At 58.2% G+C, this 16451-nt stretch carries 17 protein-coding genes, 1 tRNA gene and 1 pseudogene; 15 read left to right on the top strand and 4 right to left on the bottom strand.

Annotation, left to right across the window (positions count from 1 at the left end):
• Window positions 1-223 precede the first annotated feature (223 nt).
• Together C2862_RS05190 and C2862_RS05185 are read left to right on the top strand one after the other, a co-directional pair.
• Window positions 224-802 carry a hypothetical protein gene (locus C2862_RS05190; protein ID WP_136219038.1) on the top strand — a complete coding sequence of 193 codons (579 nt, stop codon included), beginning with the start codon at window positions 224-226 and terminating at the stop codon, window positions 800-802.
• Window positions 803-899: 97 nt separating this feature from the next.
• The gene (locus C2862_RS05185; RefSeq protein ID WP_136219037.1) at window positions 900-1481 is read left to right on the top strand and encodes an HAD domain-containing protein; all 582 of its coding nucleotides are present in this window, start codon (window positions 900-902) and stop codon (window positions 1479-1481) included.
• Between the two features lie 315 nt (window positions 1482-1796).
• Here C2862_RS05185 and C2862_RS05180 read toward each other — a convergent pair whose 3' ends face one another.
• Window positions 1797-2930: a reverse transcriptase family protein gene (locus tag C2862_RS05180; RefSeq protein WP_136219036.1), complete on the bottom strand. Its 1134-nt coding sequence runs from the start codon at window positions 2928-2930 to the stop codon at window positions 1797-1799.
• 230 nt (window positions 2931-3160) lie between these two features.
• Window positions 3161-4291, bottom strand: a complete 1131-nt coding sequence (locus C2862_RS05175) for a hypothetical protein (protein WP_136219035.1) — start codon at window positions 4289-4291, stop codon at window positions 3161-3163.
• Window positions 4292-4923: 632 nt separating this feature from the next.
• On the opposite strand from C2862_RS05175, the gene C2862_RS05170 reads away from it, so the two are divergent.
• The 7 genes and pseudogenes from C2862_RS05170 to C2862_RS05140 all read left to right on the top strand — a co-directional run bounded on the left by C2862_RS05170 (window position 4924) and on the right by C2862_RS05140 (window position 11304).
• Window positions 4924-6147 (top strand): hypothetical protein, encoded by a 1224-nt coding sequence (locus tag C2862_RS05170; RefSeq protein WP_136219034.1) that lies wholly within the window; start codon window positions 4924-4926, stop codon window positions 6145-6147.
• A gap of 294 nt (window positions 6148-6441) precedes the next feature.
• Window positions 6442-6906, top strand: a complete 465-nt coding sequence (gene dut, locus C2862_RS05165) for a dUTP diphosphatase (RefSeq protein WP_136219033.1) — start codon at window positions 6442-6444, stop codon at window positions 6904-6906.
• 89 nt (window positions 6907-6995) lie between these two features.
• A pseudogene (locus tag C2862_RS05160) lies at window positions 6996-7199 on the top strand (dUTP diphosphatase); the annotation flags it as partial.
• Between the two features lie 20 nt (window positions 7200-7219).
• The gene (locus tag C2862_RS05155) at window positions 7220-8305 is read left to right on the top strand and encodes a M48 family metallopeptidase (RefSeq protein ID WP_136219032.1); all 1086 of its coding nucleotides are present in this window, start codon (window positions 7220-7222) and stop codon (window positions 8303-8305) included.
• A 140-nt stretch (window positions 8306-8445) separates the two neighbouring features.
• Window positions 8446-9456 (top strand): XdhC family protein, encoded by a 1011-nt coding sequence (locus C2862_RS05150; protein WP_136219076.1) that lies wholly within the window; start codon window positions 8446-8448, stop codon window positions 9454-9456.
• 67 nt (window positions 9457-9523) lie between these two features.
• Window positions 9524-10417: a DMT family transporter gene (locus C2862_RS05145; RefSeq protein WP_136219031.1), complete on the top strand. Its 894-nt coding sequence runs from the start codon at window positions 9524-9526 to the stop codon at window positions 10415-10417.
• Window positions 10414-11304, top strand: a complete 891-nt coding sequence (locus C2862_RS05140; RefSeq protein WP_136219030.1) for a DNA-3-methyladenine glycosylase — start codon at window positions 10414-10416, stop codon at window positions 11302-11304. Before C2862_RS05145 ends, C2862_RS05140 begins: the two co-directional genes overlap by 4 nt.
• Here the strand turns inward: C2862_RS05140 and C2862_RS05135 are convergent, their stop codons facing one another.
• On the bottom strand, window positions 11305-11718 hold the full coding sequence (locus C2862_RS05135; protein WP_136219029.1) for a T6SS immunity protein Tdi1 domain-containing protein: 414 nt from the start codon (window positions 11716-11718) through the stop codon (window positions 11305-11307).
• A gap of 41 nt (window positions 11719-11759) precedes the next feature.
• On the opposite strand from C2862_RS05135, the gene C2862_RS05130 reads away from it, so the two are divergent.
• Complete coding sequence (locus tag C2862_RS05130; protein ID WP_136219028.1) at window positions 11760-11948, top strand: hypothetical protein; 189 nt, start codon at window positions 11760-11762, stop codon at window positions 11946-11948.
• On the opposite strand, the gene C2862_RS05125 is transcribed toward C2862_RS05130, so the two are convergent.
• A tRNA-Met gene (locus C2862_RS05125) sits at window positions 11919-11995 on the bottom strand. The two genes, C2862_RS05130 and C2862_RS05125, sit on opposite strands and share 30 nt — an antisense overlap.
• Window positions 11996-12168: 173 nt before the next feature.
• On the opposite strand from C2862_RS05125, the gene C2862_RS05120 reads away from it, so the two are divergent.
• Genes C2862_RS05120 through C2862_RS05100 form a run of 5 tightly spaced genes read left to right on the top strand, consistent with a single transcriptional unit; the run spans window position 12169 to window position 16429 of the window.
• A complete protein-coding gene (locus C2862_RS05120; RefSeq protein WP_136219027.1) occupies window positions 12169-12756 on the top strand; it encodes an NUDIX hydrolase in 588 nt (195 codons plus the stop codon).
• 19 nt (window positions 12757-12775) lie between these two features.
• Window positions 12776-13498, top strand: coding sequence for a leucyl/phenylalanyl-tRNA--protein transferase (gene aat / locus C2862_RS05115; RefSeq protein WP_136219026.1), 723 nt, complete (start codon window positions 12776-12778; stop codon window positions 13496-13498).
• 58 nt (window positions 13499-13556) lie between these two features.
• Window positions 13557-14285 (top strand): arginyltransferase, encoded by a 729-nt coding sequence (locus C2862_RS05110; protein ID WP_136219025.1) that lies wholly within the window; start codon window positions 13557-13559, stop codon window positions 14283-14285.
• Window positions 14286-14333: 48 nt separating this feature from the next.
• Entirely contained in the window at window positions 14334-15371 is a 1038-nt protein-coding gene (locus C2862_RS05105) for a quinone-dependent dihydroorotate dehydrogenase (protein ID WP_136219024.1), read from the top strand.
• 11 nt (window positions 15372-15382) lie between these two features.
• Window positions 15383-16429 carry an aldo/keto reductase gene (locus C2862_RS05100; RefSeq protein WP_136219023.1) on the top strand — a complete coding sequence of 349 codons (1047 nt, stop codon included), beginning with the start codon at window positions 15383-15385 and terminating at the stop codon, window positions 16427-16429.
• Window positions 16430-16451 lie beyond the last annotated feature (22 nt).

Below are 16451 nucleotides of genomic sequence, written 5' to 3'. Positions count from 1 at the left end.
TAAAACTTATGTGTCAAACACGTAAAGCAACAGCGTCGATACGCGTAACTGAAACCTCTCCGCCAAAAAAAAGAGAGCTTTTAGCCGGCAGCTGGCCGGTGTTTAATTTTATTTATATAACCCATGCGCAAATATCATTTGAAGTTTGCGAGTATATGTGGGATGAGCTTCCAACGCAGACTTGATTACACCGCAAATAAAAGGCCACCCTGTGACCTCAGAAATGATTGCCAAACGCATTCGCCCGATGTATTCGCCGCCATGGCTCGGCCGCCCATTCACTCTGACCGAGGATTCGTTAGCATGGGGGCGTTATGTTATAACGGACTCTACAATGACAGAGGCGAGCAAGAGTAAGCGGCGCTATCTTGAGTCCGTTATCAGGCAGACCGACCCTGTGCTACTAGCTTCCACATTCGAACATTTACTTCATGTTTACTGCCCAAGCAACTTCCCAGACTTCCTTCGTGAGATACAAGCCCTAGCGACGTACTACTACGCAAAAGAGCATTTGAAGGCGTTACTTCGCGATGGTTGCGCTCCAGATGACTATTTCCGGGCAAGAATCGCGACAGTCGGTGCTTTTGACGAAGCTCTTGCAGCAGTATTCGAATCTTCCATACCGTTACATGGACTTAGCGACCTGACCTATGTTTTGTATCGCCAGAAATTGCATGGCATGCATTTGACCAGTTTCACTGATGACCAGCATACATATGAAGCGGCATTCACGTCGGACCTAGTGCTCGATTCCATCCACCTCGAGAGTGATTGGAGCCGCATATGGCCACAGTCCACTTAAGTTGGCTAACCACATTCAGCCTCATAGACAGGAAACTAAAGTCTCAATTAGCGAATGCGTTGTTTTAATACAGAATTACGAGATAAAGGCAACATCTATGGAAAATGATGATGATATGAGACATGACACTCGCTCCCTCGTGTTTCTCGACATGGACGACGTCCTTTGCTTGGACGACGTGCATCACAGCGGCCTGCTGTTGAAAATATTCGAGCAGACGATTCCGGACTATCCAGAGATGTGGCAGCGCCTCGTTGACTTCGGCGCAGCAGAGAATTTGCGTCAGCTCCATGCTGAGTTCAAACCTGTATATGTTATTAGCTCGTCGTGGGCAACATACCTCGACCGAGAGCAGATGTGCGAAGCACTGACTCGGACGCAGCTGCAGTTCGTAGTGCAGAACCTACATGCGGAGTGGAGAACGCCACGGGCACTGTCGTCGAGTCGGCGAGACGAAATCGAGGGGTGGCTTGAGGCACATCGTGAGCCGTCGCAACCGTTCATCATTATTGACGACAGCTGGAGTGGGACCTGCCTGGCGCATTCTCCCCTTGCATTAGACGGGCATGTCGTGCTGTGCAGAAGCGGATTCGGCTTCACTAAGAAGCGGCTGAAGGAAGCGTGCAGGCAGTTGCAGCGCCAAGGAGCAGTTGGTGGCAGTGCTCCTCGTGAAAGGTGAAATGAAAAATGCGGCACACTCATCTAGCCGTGTCGCACATATTTTTTGAGAGCGCTCTTCCAGAAGGCTGCTTTACAGAAAAGAAAGATTTCCACTCAACACTGCTTTTCTGGTTGAGCAGCCAAAAATGTGAACGGAGCGTCGCGCTACGATAACTTGCCAAAAAAGCCTCGACAGTAATAGAAGCGTTCACTTGCACAACTTTGTGTTAGCAATTATTAGACAGACACAACATCCGGGTGACGCCAGCAAGGTCCGCCCTGCAATAGCTACCCCGACTTTCCTTGAGTATTATTATAAATATATTAATTACAGCTAATTTTCAAAGTCAAGCCAGGGCAACGCGTTGAATTGCTGGCGGAATTTTTCACCTTTGCTCTTATCAACAGACAAAACATAAGAAATTAAACCAAATAAATGATGTTTAAAACCTATGATAGAGTAGAATCCACGTTTTTCGCAATGCTCGGATATACCATTTTTTTCAGAAAAATACAGGTGCAGTCTTATTGAATCGCGTACCTCTTTGGGTATGCTAGGGCTAGCAGCATTAATATTAAGACCAGTCAACGTCTTGCGTGCACCAGGAGGAATAATTCTAGTTTTCTTCCCGTTATCTGAAAAACCGTGTTTTCGCAATATTTTAGTGACTTCTCGCTGCAAATCATATGCAGACTGACGACTAGAGTTTACGAAGGAAAAACATAAATCGTCAGCATAGCGGCTATAAGTAACAGATTTCGAAATAGCCCACTCGGTTAACTCTTCGTCCATTTTCATGCACACTAGATTGGATAATGCCGGACTTGTAGGAGCTCCTTGCGGCAAACTGCCTACAAACCTCGAGTCGTAACTTGAAATCGAATGCGCCTTAAAAGAATTTTTCCAGCGAGCACCTTTTCGAAGCGGAGTGACACGAGTGCAAATTCGAGCCATTTCAAAACTTAGCAATGCAGGATATCCCAAACCCAAGAATACGTTGAATACCTGTTTCTCTGAAATATTGCTAAAAAAATCCTTGATATCTATTTTAATTATCCAGTCTGCGCCGCAGTGAAGGCTTGCGTGCTCAATGAGCCTACGTTTCGGCACATATGCAAAGGCAGCTGGATGCGGGACAACTTTATTAAGAATATTCTGATTAATCCACTGTTGAACAGCCATTAACTGAGGAACAGGGATAGAAATCCATCTTTTACCGCCAGTACGCTTTGCAATTGGGAAATTTTTGTATGGAAAGTCAGGATACTCGATACCTGAGCGACTTACAAACCCATGCAAATCTGCATAAAGCGTGCGGGATAGGTTCGCTAAGTGAGCTAACGAAAAGACGACAGGCAAGCCACGCGCAGCGGTTCTTTGGCCTTGAGACACTAAAGCATTTAGGTATAAATCGTCATACCCTCGTGCATTACCTTCTTTGCGAAAAAGATTGGGGTTCCATTGCATAACTTACTTCACCTCACGCAAGTGAGGTTCTGATGTGCGCTTTTGCGCAAAGGCTTCGACGCCCGGAGGAGCAGGAGAACGAGCGCGAAAGCGCACATTAGTACTCACTCAAGCGGCGGCACCTACAATGAGCGACGGAAGTCCGTGCTCAATGACAACCCCATAGACCGATGCACCGAATCTAAGAGTCATCAACGGAAGCTGATACGGCCAGTGCGTATCAGCTACGACTAAGCTTCACGACGGAACCCCGAAAAACTTGATGGAAAATAGAATTTTTCTTCCCGTATTGTAACACGTTTTTCACGTTTCCTACCCAACCGAGCAATGATGTCGTGAGCAAATCGAGTGAGTGTTGCATTTTCATCAATCACACCACTAATTTTCAGTTGCCTTAACAAAGCGTCAAAATTATTACCAGGAAGAACAAGTAAGTCCTTGATTTCTTCAATAGTCCGTTTTTTTGATAACAGAGTAAGTATTAAGAGCAACTGGTGCTGCTCTTGCCCATACCCTGAAACAGCATCCATAAAGTTAAGTGCTAGTTGATAATGGCCACTAGTCCAGAGCTCTTCAGGCATTGCAATTTTAGCCAAATCCTCGTTGAAAAGAGGATATACTTCTGAGGATATACTGCGATTCGGAAATAACGGCCTCCATCTTTTCCGACTATTTCCTGCAGAGCCCTGCCAAAAAATTAGAGGCAAATTATTAGGAGCACCATACTGAAAAACTATCGGTGTCGCTAGACCACCATATCCCATAACTTGATTCTCAGGCCCAATCACGCTGCCGTACTTCCTTAATACGCTTTCCATACCAGAGTTTTTCAACATGAAAGACTTATTGATGGACAAATTCACCCGTATACGCGACATTTCTAAAGAATGAATATTTTTAAGTATCTTTTTAATTCCAGATTGATGCGCAGCGAACGTCAGAAACCAGATTTTGCACCACCCGAATGAACACCAAGATTTAATAGTGCTCGAAACACTTGATTCCCAGGAATTTATAAACCTATCACCGGTTCCAACAAAATCATCAACAAAAATAATGTTCCTAACCTTCCGCTTTCGCATGGAATCTAGCCTTGGCGTGAGCTCTACATGTTTCGGTAGGTCGCGTTCGATATTTTTCAGTGAGTGAGCTATTCTACCCGAACTATCGCTAGGTAATTTTATCTCTTTGTCTTTGTTGAACTTGTGAATAAATGGCTTATTTACAGGGAATATCGCAACAGCGCTTTTCCCGTTTTTGGCTGCAATTTCTTCAAGCACTGAATTAACTGAGGTGTGAAGCCATTCCTCAAACTCTTCAAAGCCGATATATCGCATGCGAAGAAGCATATGCTCTGCCATGTAAACATCCGGAATCTCGAATTGAGACAGCCAGTCTTTAACCGGTGGGATATCAATAAGTTGCACTATAATTTCTCGCGATACCATTAGAGTGAGTTTCTAACATTTATGATGCGCATTCTTTCTATATCAACTGGGCCTGACTACGACTGCCATTACTAAAAATAAAGCCTTCCATCGCTTTTTGGTGACTTCGACTCTTTTATCTGCAACTGAGCTTATTTACCTCAACCTAAAGAAGCATCAGCCTGGTTTACGATATCTTTAACTTCCCAAAAACGTCATCTCCCTGATAAAAGTTCAGGCCAGCGAGCAGCACCTGAATCCGCACCATATCAAAGCAATCAAAATCATGGTTACAACATTGTCCACTTCGGCTATCCTACCCCTTACATCGCTCATAGCCAAGGATTTACGTTTAATCAGATACATTGCACTCGAGCATTGATTCTTTCACGCAACAAACCGTTAGAATAGCACTTAGATATCGAGCATTGAGACGTTAGCCCGAAATAAATTGCTGATAGAGCGTCGTGCTTGTCTGACACGGTAGCAACGGCTCCTAACGTCGTATTTACTTTAATCCCCTCAGGTACAGTGGTGAAGCTCATCACCATGAAGGAAGAACGTACATGTGGAAAAAAACGTCCTTCGAGCGGCAGAAACTGTTCGATGAAGTGTGGGCTACCTCAGTAAAAACCTTGGCGAAAGAATACGGACTGTCCGATGTGGGGCTTCGGAAAATCTGTGTAACGCTGGACGTTCCGATGCCGCCTAGAGGGTATTGGGCGAAGCTTGCGGCCGGCAAGTCGATTCCTCAACCGGTACTGCACGAGACTACCGTCCCCACAACGTACGTGCGAGTCATAAATGTTGTGGAGGTAGATTGTGTATTGGAAGAGCGTGTGGCTAAAGCTCAACGCGCCACGATTCACTCCGAAAAGTCAGAAAGCCCAGAGTACGTGGCACCTCTTGAACCGGAAGCCTTTTCTCCTCAAACGAAGCTGGTCACACGAGCTCTCAAGAGTACCAAACTTGAAGAAGGCGCCTTGAGCTCACTGGGGGTTACCTGGGCAGACATTTCTGTCTCTCCAGAACAGAAACAACGAGCAATTATGCTCGTAGACAGATTTGCGCATGAACTCGAAATATTGGGTGCGAAATTTGAGAACTCACATCTGCCTGTACCTCTCTTGCGTCGCGGGATGCGCCGCGACACAAGCAAGAAGCGAAATTGCTTCATTTTGCATGGACGGCACTTCTTCATTTACATACGAGAACGAATTATGCAGGAATTGGCACCGCCACCCGCTCTAAAACCTCAGAAGGCGCCGCGCGGCATGGCACGGCAGCGAACTTGGGAATATCGCCCACCTGAATATCGCTATATCCCGACAGAGAAATTAAGCGTGTCCATTGTCGACGCTACGACCTACTATGAGAGCTGCAAAGTCGACGATACCGCTCGCGGGACAATTGAAGTCAAAGTGAAAAAGGCTCTCCAATCCGTCGCAGATTCGGCCATTCGTCGCAATGTTGAGAACGAAGTGCGAGCGGAGCGCGAACGAGTTCGCCAAAAGAAGGCAGACGATTGGGAAGCCGCAAAAGCAAACAAAGACTCGCTACTGGCAAAGCTTGCTAACTTCGAAAGGATGGCAAAGGACCTCGACCGTGCTCGCTCACTTCGCCGCTTGATAAAAGATGTGTCAGCGAACCAAGCTACAGCACCAGCAGAACTTGCCAGCAGCCTCGAGCTGATAGCACATATGGCCGACTGGCTAGACCCGCTCATTAAAGCTCCATGGCCTGAAGTCGACTCCGTAGTGGACAAAAATCCTTTCAAAACTTTCTGGTAGTTTCTGAACCAATCCATGCTCCTGTCCGGTAGTGTCGGGCTCGAGGTTACGAATTGACCACTGCACCTAAACCGGAAGGCTCATTAGCAAGGAGATACTCGGGCTCTCGCGTGACCACTAGTCAATGTTCAAGAAGAAGCTGTGCGCACTACTCGACTTTGAAGGCGGCCTATCGACGTGAAGCGAAAGAAAAATCGACTTCGGACCTTCGACAAAGTCTTCCCGGTGGAGGTTAGTCCACGACCATAGTCGACTATCTAGCTATACAATACGTGATTTGCTACCGTAAAAATTATGTCAAAGCGTCTTATCGAAGCCAAGGTTGTCAACCCTATACTGTTTAACAGTATCGCTGCCCCCTCCTACGCCACTGCAGGCTCTGCCGCTATGGACCTCCGCGCATGTGTTGACGGTATCGTAACCATCCCACCTGGTGGTCGTTTGCTCGTGCAGACTGGCATCGCGCTCAACATGATGGACCCCGGCCTTGTTGCCATTGTCGCATCTCGCTCCGGTCTCTCGTTAAAGCACGGAGTGTGCGTCGCTCAGGGCATCGGGGTAATCGATTCCGACTATCATGGCGAAATCGGCGTCATCCTAGCCAATCACGGTGATAAACCATTCGATGTCAACCCGGGTGACCGCATTGCGCAATTGATGTTCCAGCCTGTAGTCCAGGTTGCACTGCACTTCACCGATGAGTTCTCAACCGAAACTGAGCGCGGCGCTGGTGGGTTTGGTAGCACTGGTCAAGCGTAAAGGCTGAGACGGTTTTTTCTGTTAATCTACGCCGGACCAAGCTCTGCCACGCATTGCCCGAGTTTGAGACTAGACCACGTCGCATAACCGTCGGCTTGATCGACTCCGATTACCAGGGTCAGCTGATGGTCTCGACCTGGAACCGCGGCCACGCCGCCTTTACGCTTCAGCCGCTGGACCGCCTGGCGCAGCTGGTGATCGTGCCCGTCCTGCAGGTAGGCTTCAATGTCGTCGACGAATTTGCATCGAGCGAACGGGGCATCGGAGGATTCGGGAGCACCGGAAAACAATAACAAATCGTAGAAGGAGAAAAATGATTCGCTTTGAACGTCTGCGCCCAGCCGCGCTGGGTATCGCCACTGCCGTCCTGCTGGCAGCCTGCGGCACCCAGCCCCAGATCCGCCAGCCCGGCATGCCGGGCGGCCCGGTGACGGCGACGCCGGAAGGCGCGCCGCTCACGCCGCAAATGGCGGCCGCGGCCGATACGCTGACGAAGATGGCGGCGATGCAGGACCGCCTGTACCGCGTCGCGGCGCCGCTCCTGATCGACAACGCCGAGCTGTGCCCGAAACACGCGCGCAACCTGCTCGGCTTCACTGCGAAGAACCGTCACTCCTACCCGGGCGTCTACAACGAGGCCGCGCACGTGGCCTTCGGCATGGACGAACGCCTGCAGGTGACCGGCGTGCTGGCCGGCAGCGGCGCGGCGAAAGCCGGCCTGCGCCTGGGCGACGACCTGGTCGCGGCAGGTGGCAAGCCCTTGCCGACCGGTCCAAGCGCACCGTCGACGGTGGGCGCCGTATTCGGCGGCCTGATGTCCTCCCACTCGGCCCTGCCGCTGACGATCGAGCGCGACGGCCGCCCGCGCGACCTGAGCATTCCCGTGACGCGTGCCTGCGGCTTCGGCATCGAGCTCGGCAACGGCGACAACGTCAACGCCTACGCCGACGGCGCCCGTGTGATGGTCACGCGCGGCATGCTGGGCGTGGCGCGCAGCGACGACGAGCTGGCCTATGTGCTGGCGCGCACGATGGCGCACAACATCCTCGAACACCCGAAAGCCCAGCGCAACCAGGCCACGCTCGACAGCGTGATCGACAACCTGACGCGCATGAGCCCCGACACCGGCATGCTGAACGGCAGCGCCGGCATCAAGGCCATGCCGCAGAACCTGGACGCGGCCGCCGACCGCCTCGCCATCTTCCTGCTGGCGCGCGCCGACTACAACATCGAAGGCGCGCCGGCCTTCTGGAAGCGCTTCGCGTCGGCCTACCCGGCCAGCGTGCCGAATGCCTTCACGGCCAACCACCCGTCGACGGCGGCAAGGCTGACGGCGATGGAGCTGGCAATCGAGGATGTGAAGGCGAAGAAGTCGTCCAGGAAGCCGCTGACGCCGTAGGGTGGGCGCCCCGAGCCCACCGGCGCGAACCAAGGTGGGCACAGGGCGCCCACCCTACCCTCTACAAAGCCTACGGAGCCGGCATCATGCCGGCTTTTTTTGTATCATTGACATCCCTCACCAGCCGCACCCGCCAGACCATGGACAGCCTCGACCTCGACGTACTCAAGACCGCCGCCAGCTGGCTCGATGGCGGTCACCGCTGCCAGCTGGTCACCGTCATCAAGACCTGGGGTTCCAGCCCGCGCCCGATCGGCGCCACGCTCGCCGTGCGCGACGACGGCCGCGTGATCGGCTCGGTCTCGGGCGGCTGCATCGAGGATGACCTGATCGACAACGTGCGATCGCGCGGCATCGCCCAGGATGCGCGTCCCCACATCGTCAGCTACGGCATCAGCGCCGACGACGCCCATCGCTTCGGCCTCCCCTGCGGCGGCACCATCGAGCTGGCGATCGAGCCGCTGGGCCCGCATAGCGGCCTGCGCGAGCTGCTGCAGCGCCTGGAAGGCGGGGAATTGCTGGAGCGCCGCCTCGACCTCGGCAGCGGCGCAGTCACCCTCAGCCGTGCCGCCCCGGGCGCAGTGCTGCGCGTGGCGGACGAAGCCCTGTACACGCTCCACGGTCCGCGCTGGCGCCTGTTCATCATCGGTGCCGGTCCCTTGTCGCGCTTCCTGGCGCAGGTGGCGAGCGCCATGGATTACCGCGTGATCGTCTGCGACCCGCGCGAGGAATACCGGGCCGACTGGAACGTGCCCGGCGTCGAACTGGTGCACACGATGCCGGACGACCTCGTGATCGAGGCGAAGCTCGACGCGCGCAGCGCCGTGGTCGCGCTGACCCACGATCCGAAGCTCGACGACCTGGCCCTGATGGAAGCGCTGAAATCCGAGGCTTTCTATGTCGGGGCGATCGGCTCGCGCCTGAACAATGCGCGCCGGCGCGAGCGCCTGAAGCTGTTCGACCTCAGCGACGCCGAACTCGACCGTCTGCACGGACCGATCGGCCTCTACATCGGCAGCAAGACGCCGTCCGAGATCGGCATCGCCATCCTGGCCGAGATGACGGCCATTAAAAACGGCGTGCCGACAGCGATGCTGGTACCGCATGCGGCTGCGCCGCAGCCGGCCACGGACGCGGTCTGCGCTCTATAAAAGCAATAAACGGGATGCGCCGCGGTGCCCCATGTGGCACCATTCTGCTCCGCTTTCTGAATCGATCATGAACACAGCCAATTTCCTGCGCCTCTTGCTGCTGGCCGCCATCTGGGGCGGCTCCTTCCTTTTCATGCGCATCGGCGCGCCCGTGATGGGGCCGGCCGTGCTGATCGAGTACCGGGTGCTGTTCGCAGCCCTGTTCCTGGCCGCCGTCGGGCTGGTGCTGCGCAAGCGACTCGACCTGCGCGCGCACTGGAAGCATTACCTGATGCTGGGCTTCTTCAACTCCGCTTTACCCTTCCTGCTGTTCGCGTATGGCGCGCGCACGTTGACGGCCTCGGTGCTGTCGGTCCTGAACGCGACCGCGCCGATGTGGGGCGCGCTGCTCGGCGCCGTCTGGGCGCGCCAGCCGATCACGCTACGCAGCGGCCTCGGCCTAGTGCTGGGCACGGTGGGCGTGGCCCTGCTGGTCGGCTTCGACGACGTCTCGCGCCTGCCCGGCGCCGGCCTGGCCATCGCCGCGGCGCTGGCGGCCGCCCTGTGCTACAGCATTGCCAGCCTGTATGCGAAGTCGGCCAAGTCGGTCGAGCCCTTCGCGAATGCCCACGGGACCATGTGGGCCGCGACCCTGTTCGTGCTGCCGGCACTGCCCTTCTTCCCCTCGCCCGGCACCGCGACACCCGGCGTCTGGGCGGCCGTGCTCGCGCTCGGCGTGCTGTGCAGCGGCATCGCTTACCTGATCTATTTCCGCCTGATCGCCGAAGTCGGCCCGACCTCGGCCCTGACGGTGACTTTCCTGAATCCGGTGTTCGGCATCCTGTGGGGCGCGCTGTTCCTCGGCGAAGCGGTCGGCTGGCATACGCTGGCGGGCGCCGCCATCGTGCTGGTCGGCACGGCGCTGGTGACGGGTTTCGTGCCGCGCTTCGGCCGTCCTGCGCCGGCGGCCGCCAAGCCATGACGACGCAAGTGCTGTCGATCGCGCTGCCAGCGGATTACCGCAGCGCCGACGTGCTGGCTTTCCATGCGCGCGACGCCGAGGGATTGGCCGAACAGGTCGATGGCGCCCGGCTGCGCAAGGCGGTGCTGCTGGGCGGCGTGCCGGTGCTGTTCGATGTGGCGCTGGCGCCTAAGACGGCCGAGTGCCGGATGACGGCCGACGGTCCGCTCGGTACGGCCACGCAGGCGCTGGCCGAGGAAGCGCTGCGCAACATCCTGGCGCTGCGCATCGACCCGGCGCCCTTTGCCGACTTCGTGCGCGACGATCCCCTGTTCGCGCCGCTGGTCGCACGCCAGCCGGGACTACGCATCGTCCAGTCCGCCACTGTCTTCGAGGCCCTGACCTGGGCCATCATCGGCCAGCAGATCAATTTACCCTTTGCCATCAGCCTGCGCCGCACTTTCATCGAGCAGGCGGGCCGCGCCCACAGCAGCGGCCTGTGGTGCTATCCGGAAGCGCAGGACGTGGCGCGCCTGGAACTCGACACCCTCACCAGCCGCAAGTTCTCGCGCGCCAAGGCCGAGACCCTGCTGCGCGTGGCGCGCATGGCCGACGCAGGCGAGCTGGACCTGGCGCAGGACGACGACCCGGCGCGCACCGCGCAAGCGCTGCTCGCGATCAAGGGCATCGGCCCCTGGACCGTGAACTACACGTTGTTGCGCGGCTATGGTTATGCGGACTGCTCGCTCGAAGGCGACGTCGCCGTGCGCGGCGCCTTGGGACGCCTGCTGGGCGAAACAGAAAAGCCCGGCCTGGCGCGAACGCAAGCCTGGCTTGCGCAGTACAGCCCGCATCGCACGATGGCGGCCGCGTACCTCTGGGCCAGCCTGAGCCAGACGGCAGGGTAGTCAATTCCAGCGCGGCATCCCCTCCAGTTGCTGCGCCCCCTCCCCCGAAAAACGGATCAGCTCCGACAAGGGCACCGTCGCCAGGTTCTCGCTGCCGTAGTGGCCGCCCAGCGCACTGGGGATCTTGAGGCAGTAGGTGCGGTCGTCGGTCAAGGGGCCGAGCGTGGATTCGGCCAGGTGCACCAGTTCCGGCATGTACCAGTCGTTGAGAAAATCCTGGTTGTAGGAAAGCGCATCGAGGGCGGCGCGGTCTTCGGCGACCGGTTCGCAACACAGGTCTTGCGGCCGCAGGCGCCAGTAGCTGCCGTCGGCGTCGCGCAGGATCAGGTTGCCGAAGGCGTTGGCGCCAAGGATTTCCACGGCCCGCAAGCCCATCCAGCCCCAGGCCTCGTTGATGTCTTCAACAGTAATCATGGTCGTATCCGCAGTGAGCGTTGGACGTGTCGGCGCGCGCCATGGCAAGCTTCATGGCCGAGCCAGCTTCTTGTTGGACAACGCCGAGTTCGGCAAGTGCGGCGGATGGGTTTGATGCAGGTCGAGTCCGGCAGAAAGCGCCACCGGGACTGAAAAGGAAAAAGCCGCTGATCCTGTCGAATCAACGGCTTCCTGAATTCTGGTTGCGGGGACAGGATTTGAACCTGTGACCTTCGGGTTATGAGCCCGACGAGCTGCCAGACTGCTCCACCCCGCGTCTGATGAAGTGAATTATACGCGGATTCGGCCGTTTAGGCAAATCCAATGCCAGCGCTGCGGACGATTGATGCCGTGAATCACGCGAGAGCAACACTGCTGCCGAGCCGCCATGGCGGCACAGCCGAACGAATAGCGTGTAAAGTAGCCGTAAATTCATTCTCCCGATTCTCTATGAACTTTTGTTCCGAGTGCGGCCACGCGGTCGCGCTAAGCATCCCCGAAGGCGACAACCGGCCGCGCCATGTGTGCGTCCAGTGCGGCACGATTCATTACCAGAACCCGAAAATGGTGATCGGCTCCATTCCCGTGTGGGAGAAAGGCGGCACGCTGCAGGTGCTGCTGTGCCGGCGCGCGATCGAGCCGCGCCACGGCTACTGGACGCTGCCGGCCGGCTTCATGGAAAACGGCGAGACGACGGGCGAAGCGGCCGTGCGCGAGACCGAGGAAGAAGCCGGCGCCAACATCGAGATCGGCCCGCTGTTTTCGCTGCTGAACGTCGCCCACGTGCACCAGGTCCACATGTTTTATCTCGCCCGCCTGCTCGACCTCGACTTCGCGCCGGGCGAAGAAAGCCTGGACGTGCAGCTGTTCGCGGAAGCCGACATTCCCTGGGACGACCTCGCCTTCCCGACCATTCGCACCACCCTGGAACTGTTCTTTGCCGACCGCGTCAAAATGCGAGAGACACCCGGCAGCACGTATGGCGTGCACAGCCACGACATCCGGCGCCCGATGATTGCGCCGCGCGAACCAGACTGATTCCTGCGAGGTCTGCCCCATGATTCCCTGGCTTGACGCGCACACGCCGTTTCCCGACGTATCCCAGGCACTAACGATGGACGCGCCCGGCCTGCTCGCGGCCGGCGCCGACCTGTCGCCACAGCGCCTGCTGCTGGCCTACCAGAACGGCATCTTTCCCTGGTTCTCGGAAGGCCAGCCCATCCTCTGGTGGAGCACCGACCCGCGCATGGTGCTCTATACCGATGACTTCAAGCTCAGCGACAGCCTCAGGAAAACCCTGCGCCGCGTCGAGCGCAGCCGCCAGGAAGGAGGCCGCTGGCAAGTAAAATTCGACAGCGATTTCGAGGCCGTGATGCGCGCCTGCGCGGCACCGCGCCGCGACGGCCCCGGCACCTGGATTTCGGAAGACATCATCGACGGCTATACCGGCCTGCACGCACTCGGCTACGCCCACTCGGCCGAAGTCTGGCTCGACGGCGAGCTGGTCGGCGGCGCCTACGGCGTCTGCATCGGCCGCATGTTCTACGGCGAATCGATGTTCGCACGGGTGTCCGACGCCTCCAAGGTGGCGCTGGCCTACCTGGTTGCCTTCCTGCGCAAGAACGGGGTGCGCATGGTCGATTGTCAGCAGGAAACCGGTCACCTGGCCTCGCTGGGCGCGGCGCCGATTCCGCGCAGCGCCTTCCTGCAGCATTTGCGGGCTGCGATCCGCGAACCGTCAATTGGCCCGTGGGAACCTGTCGCACCGTTCGCCGCTTAACCGTGCGCGGGTGAGTATTCGCTAGAATAGGTCCATCAAGACGCTCCGAGAGCTTTGCATGACGCACCTAAACGACCTGCCCTTCTCCACGCTGCAGTTCTACACGACCGCCCCGTATCCGTGCAGCTATCTCGACGCCCGCCAGGCGCGCTCGCAGGTCGCCACGCCTTCGCACCTGATCAATGCGGACGTGTACTCCGAACTGGTGAAGAACGGTTTCCGACGCAGCGGCATCTTCACCTACCGCCCGTATTGCGACGGTTGCCAGGCCTGCATCCCGGTGCGCGTGCGCTGCGCCGAGTTCACGCCGAACCGCACCCAACGCCGCGCCTGGAAGCGCCATGGCGATCTCACGGCCATGGTCGCCAACCTCTCGTTCTCGGACGAGCACTACGCGCTCTACCTGCGCTACCAGACCACGCGCCACGTCGGCGGCGGCATGGACCAGGACAGCCGCGACCAGTACGCGCAGTTCCTGCTGCAAAGCCGGGTCAACACGCGCCTGGTCGAGTTCCGCGAGCCCGACGGCACACTGCGCATGGTATCGATCATCGACGTCCTGTCGGACGGCCTGTCCTCGGTCTACACCTTCTTCGATCCGGACGTGATCGGCGCCTCCTTCGGCACCTACAACGTGATGTGGCAGGTGGCCCAGGCGCGCGAACTCGGGCTGCCTTTCGTCTACCTCGGCTACTGGATCGAGCAGAGCCCGAAGATGGCTTATAAAATCAACTTCCGGCCACTGGAGGCGCGGATCAATGGCGTGTGGGGCATCCTCGACCGTTAAGGGGCCCCCGCACGGTACAATTAGCGCGAACTTTATTCCGAGCGCTCCATGTCCGACAAACTCCTCTACACCCTCGCCCGCCCCCTGCTGTTCACGCTACCTGCGGAAACCGCCCACAATCTCACCCTGCCGGCCCTGCGCCGCGCCGCCCAGCGCGGCATGACGGGGATGTTCAAGAAGCCCGCCGCCGATCCGCGCACCGTGATGGGCATCACCTTCCCGAACCCGGTGGGCCTGGCCGCGGGTCTGGACAAGGATGGCGCCTACATCGACGGCCTGGCCGCGCTCGGCTTCGGCTCGATCGAGATCGGCACGGTGACGCCGCGCGCGCAGGCGGGCAACCCGAAGCCGCGCATGTTCCGTGTCCCGGCCGCGCAAGGCATCATCAACCGCATGGGCTTCAATAACGGCGGCGTCGACGCGTTCGTCGCGAATGTGCAGGCGTCGCGCTTCTACCAGGAGCAGCAGGGCGTGCTCGGCCTGAACATCGGCAAGAATGCCGACACCCCGATCGAACGCGCGGCCGACGACTACCTGGCCTGCCTGCGCAAGGTCTACCCGTACGCGAGCTACGTGACGGTCAACATCTCCTCGCCCAACACGAAGAACCTGCGCCAGCTGCAGGGCGCCTCCGAACTCGACGCCCTGCTCTCGCAGCTGAAGCTTGAGCAGACCCGCCTCGCCGACCAGCACGGCCGCTACGTGCCGCTGGCGCTGAAAATCGCACCGGACATCGACGCCGAGCAGATCCAGAACATCGCCGGTGCCCTGCTGCGCCACAAGATCGACGGCGTCATCGCTACCAACACCACGCTGAACCGGCGCGATGTCGAGCGCTACCGGCACGGCATGGAGACGGGCGGCCTCTCGGGCGCGCCCGTGTTCGACCTGTCGAACATCGTGATCCGCGCGATGAAGAAGGAACTCGGCGATGCGATCCCGATCATCGGCGTCGGCGGCATCCTGTCGGGCCGCGACGCGAAGGAAAAAATGGCGGCCGGCGCCCAACTGGTACAGCTGTACAGTGGCCTGATCTACCGTGGCCCGGCCCTGGTGCGCGAATGCGCCGACGCGCTGCGCGCATAAGGAGAGTTTTTATGGAACGCAAACGGCTCGGGCGCAGCGAGCTTCTCGTATCGAAGGTCTGCCTCGGCACGATGACTTTCGGCGAGCAGAACACGGAGAGTGAGGCCCACCGCCAGCTCGACTATGCGGTGGAACGCGGCATCAACTTCATCGACACGGCCGAGATGTACCCCGTTATGGGCCGCGCCGAAACCCAGGGCTCGACCGAGCGCTTCATCGGCAGCTGGCTGAAATCACGCGGCCGGCGCGACGAGCTGGTGATCGCCTCGAAGATCGCCGGCCCGAACGCGAACATGAACTGGATCCGCGGCGCGGCGCACGATCTCGACGCCGCCAACGTGCGCGCCGCCGTCGAGACCAGCCTGCAGCGCCTGCAGACGGACTACATCGACCTGTACCAGATCCATTGGCCGAGCCGCAACCTGCCGATCTTCGGCGCCAACAGCTTCAACCCGAAGCGCGAGCGTGCGGGCGTGCCGATCGAGGAAACGCTGGGTGCGCTGGGTGAGCTGGTCAAGGCGGGCAAGATCCGCGAGATCGGCGTGTCGAACGAGAGTTCCTGGGGCGTGTGCGAATATGTGAAGCTGGCCGAGACGCACGGGCTGCCGCGCATCGCCACCATCCAGAACCTGTACAACCTGACGGCGCGGGCGTTCGAAACCTCGCTGCTGGACGAGACCTGCTTCCGCTCGGACGTGAGCCTGCTGGCCTACAGTCCTTTGGCGTTCGGGCAGCTGACGGCCAAGTACCTGGATAATCCGAAGGCGCATGGCCGCCTGACGATCTTTCCGCCGAACTGGAGCCCGCGCTATGTGCGGCCCGAGGTGCTGGCGGCGACCGCCGAGTATGCGGCGCTGGCGCGTTCACATGGCATGTCGCCGGCGCAGATGGCGCTGGCCTGGTGTTATTCGCGCTGGTTCGTGGGCTCGACCATCATCGGGGCGACGACGCTGGAGCAGTTGAAGGAGAATATCGATGCGGCGGAGATCACGCTGTCCGCCGAAGTCGTTGCGGCGATCGATGCCATCCACGCTCGGATCACGAATCCGGGGCAGTAAAAACCGCGCGGTGTCTCGACGA

It is taken from the genome of Massilia sp. Mn16-1_5, from assembly GCF_004798585.1.
Taxonomy (GTDB): Bacteria; Pseudomonadota; Gammaproteobacteria; order Burkholderiales; family Burkholderiaceae_D; genus Telluria.
Note: the sequence above shows the minus strand (reverse complement) of the source record. Positions and strands in the feature narration are given on the sequence as shown.

Excerpts from the sequence above, each read along its gene's own strand:
- C2862_RS05190 (WP_136219038.1), top strand. The coding sequence starts at position 224 with ATGATTGCCAAACGCATTCGCCCGATGTATTCGCCGCCATGGCTCGGC.
- C2862_RS05185 (WP_136219037.1), top strand. The coding sequence starts at position 900 with ATGGAAAATGATGATGATATGAGACATGACACTCGCTCCCTCGTGTTT.
- C2862_RS05180 (WP_136219036.1), bottom strand. The coding sequence starts at position 2,930 with ATGCAATGGAACCCCAATCTTTTTCGCAAAGAAGGTAATGCACGAGGG.
- C2862_RS05175 (WP_136219035.1), bottom strand. The coding sequence starts at position 4,291 with ATGGCAGAGCATATGCTTCTTCGCATGCGATATATCGGCTTTGAAGAG.
- C2862_RS05170 (WP_136219034.1), top strand. The coding sequence starts at position 4,924 with ATGTGGAAAAAAACGTCCTTCGAGCGGCAGAAACTGTTCGATGAAGTG.
- dut (WP_136219033.1), top strand. The coding sequence starts at position 6,442 with ATGTCAAAGCGTCTTATCGAAGCCAAGGTTGTCAACCCTATACTGTTT.
- C2862_RS05155 (WP_136219032.1), top strand. The coding sequence starts at position 7,220 with ATGATTCGCTTTGAACGTCTGCGCCCAGCCGCGCTGGGTATCGCCACT.
- C2862_RS05150 (WP_136219076.1), top strand. The coding sequence starts at position 8,446 with ATGGACAGCCTCGACCTCGACGTACTCAAGACCGCCGCCAGCTGGCTC.
- C2862_RS05145 (WP_136219031.1), top strand. The coding sequence starts at position 9,524 with ATGAACACAGCCAATTTCCTGCGCCTCTTGCTGCTGGCCGCCATCTGG.
- C2862_RS05140 (WP_136219030.1), top strand. The coding sequence starts at position 10,414 with ATGACGACGCAAGTGCTGTCGATCGCGCTGCCAGCGGATTACCGCAGC.
- C2862_RS05135 (WP_136219029.1), bottom strand. The coding sequence starts at position 11,718 with ATGATTACTGTTGAAGACATCAACGAGGCCTGGGGCTGGATGGGCTTG.
- C2862_RS05130 (WP_136219028.1), top strand. The coding sequence starts at position 11,760 with ATGGCAAGCTTCATGGCCGAGCCAGCTTCTTGTTGGACAACGCCGAGT.
- C2862_RS05120 (WP_136219027.1), top strand. The coding sequence starts at position 12,169 with ATGAACTTTTGTTCCGAGTGCGGCCACGCGGTCGCGCTAAGCATCCCC.
- aat (WP_136219026.1), top strand. The coding sequence starts at position 12,776 with ATGATTCCCTGGCTTGACGCGCACACGCCGTTTCCCGACGTATCCCAG.
- C2862_RS05110 (WP_136219025.1), top strand. The coding sequence starts at position 13,557 with ATGACGCACCTAAACGACCTGCCCTTCTCCACGCTGCAGTTCTACACG.
- C2862_RS05105 (WP_136219024.1), top strand. The coding sequence starts at position 14,334 with ATGTCCGACAAACTCCTCTACACCCTCGCCCGCCCCCTGCTGTTCACG.
- C2862_RS05100 (WP_136219023.1), top strand. The coding sequence starts at position 15,383 with ATGGAACGCAAACGGCTCGGGCGCAGCGAGCTTCTCGTATCGAAGGTC.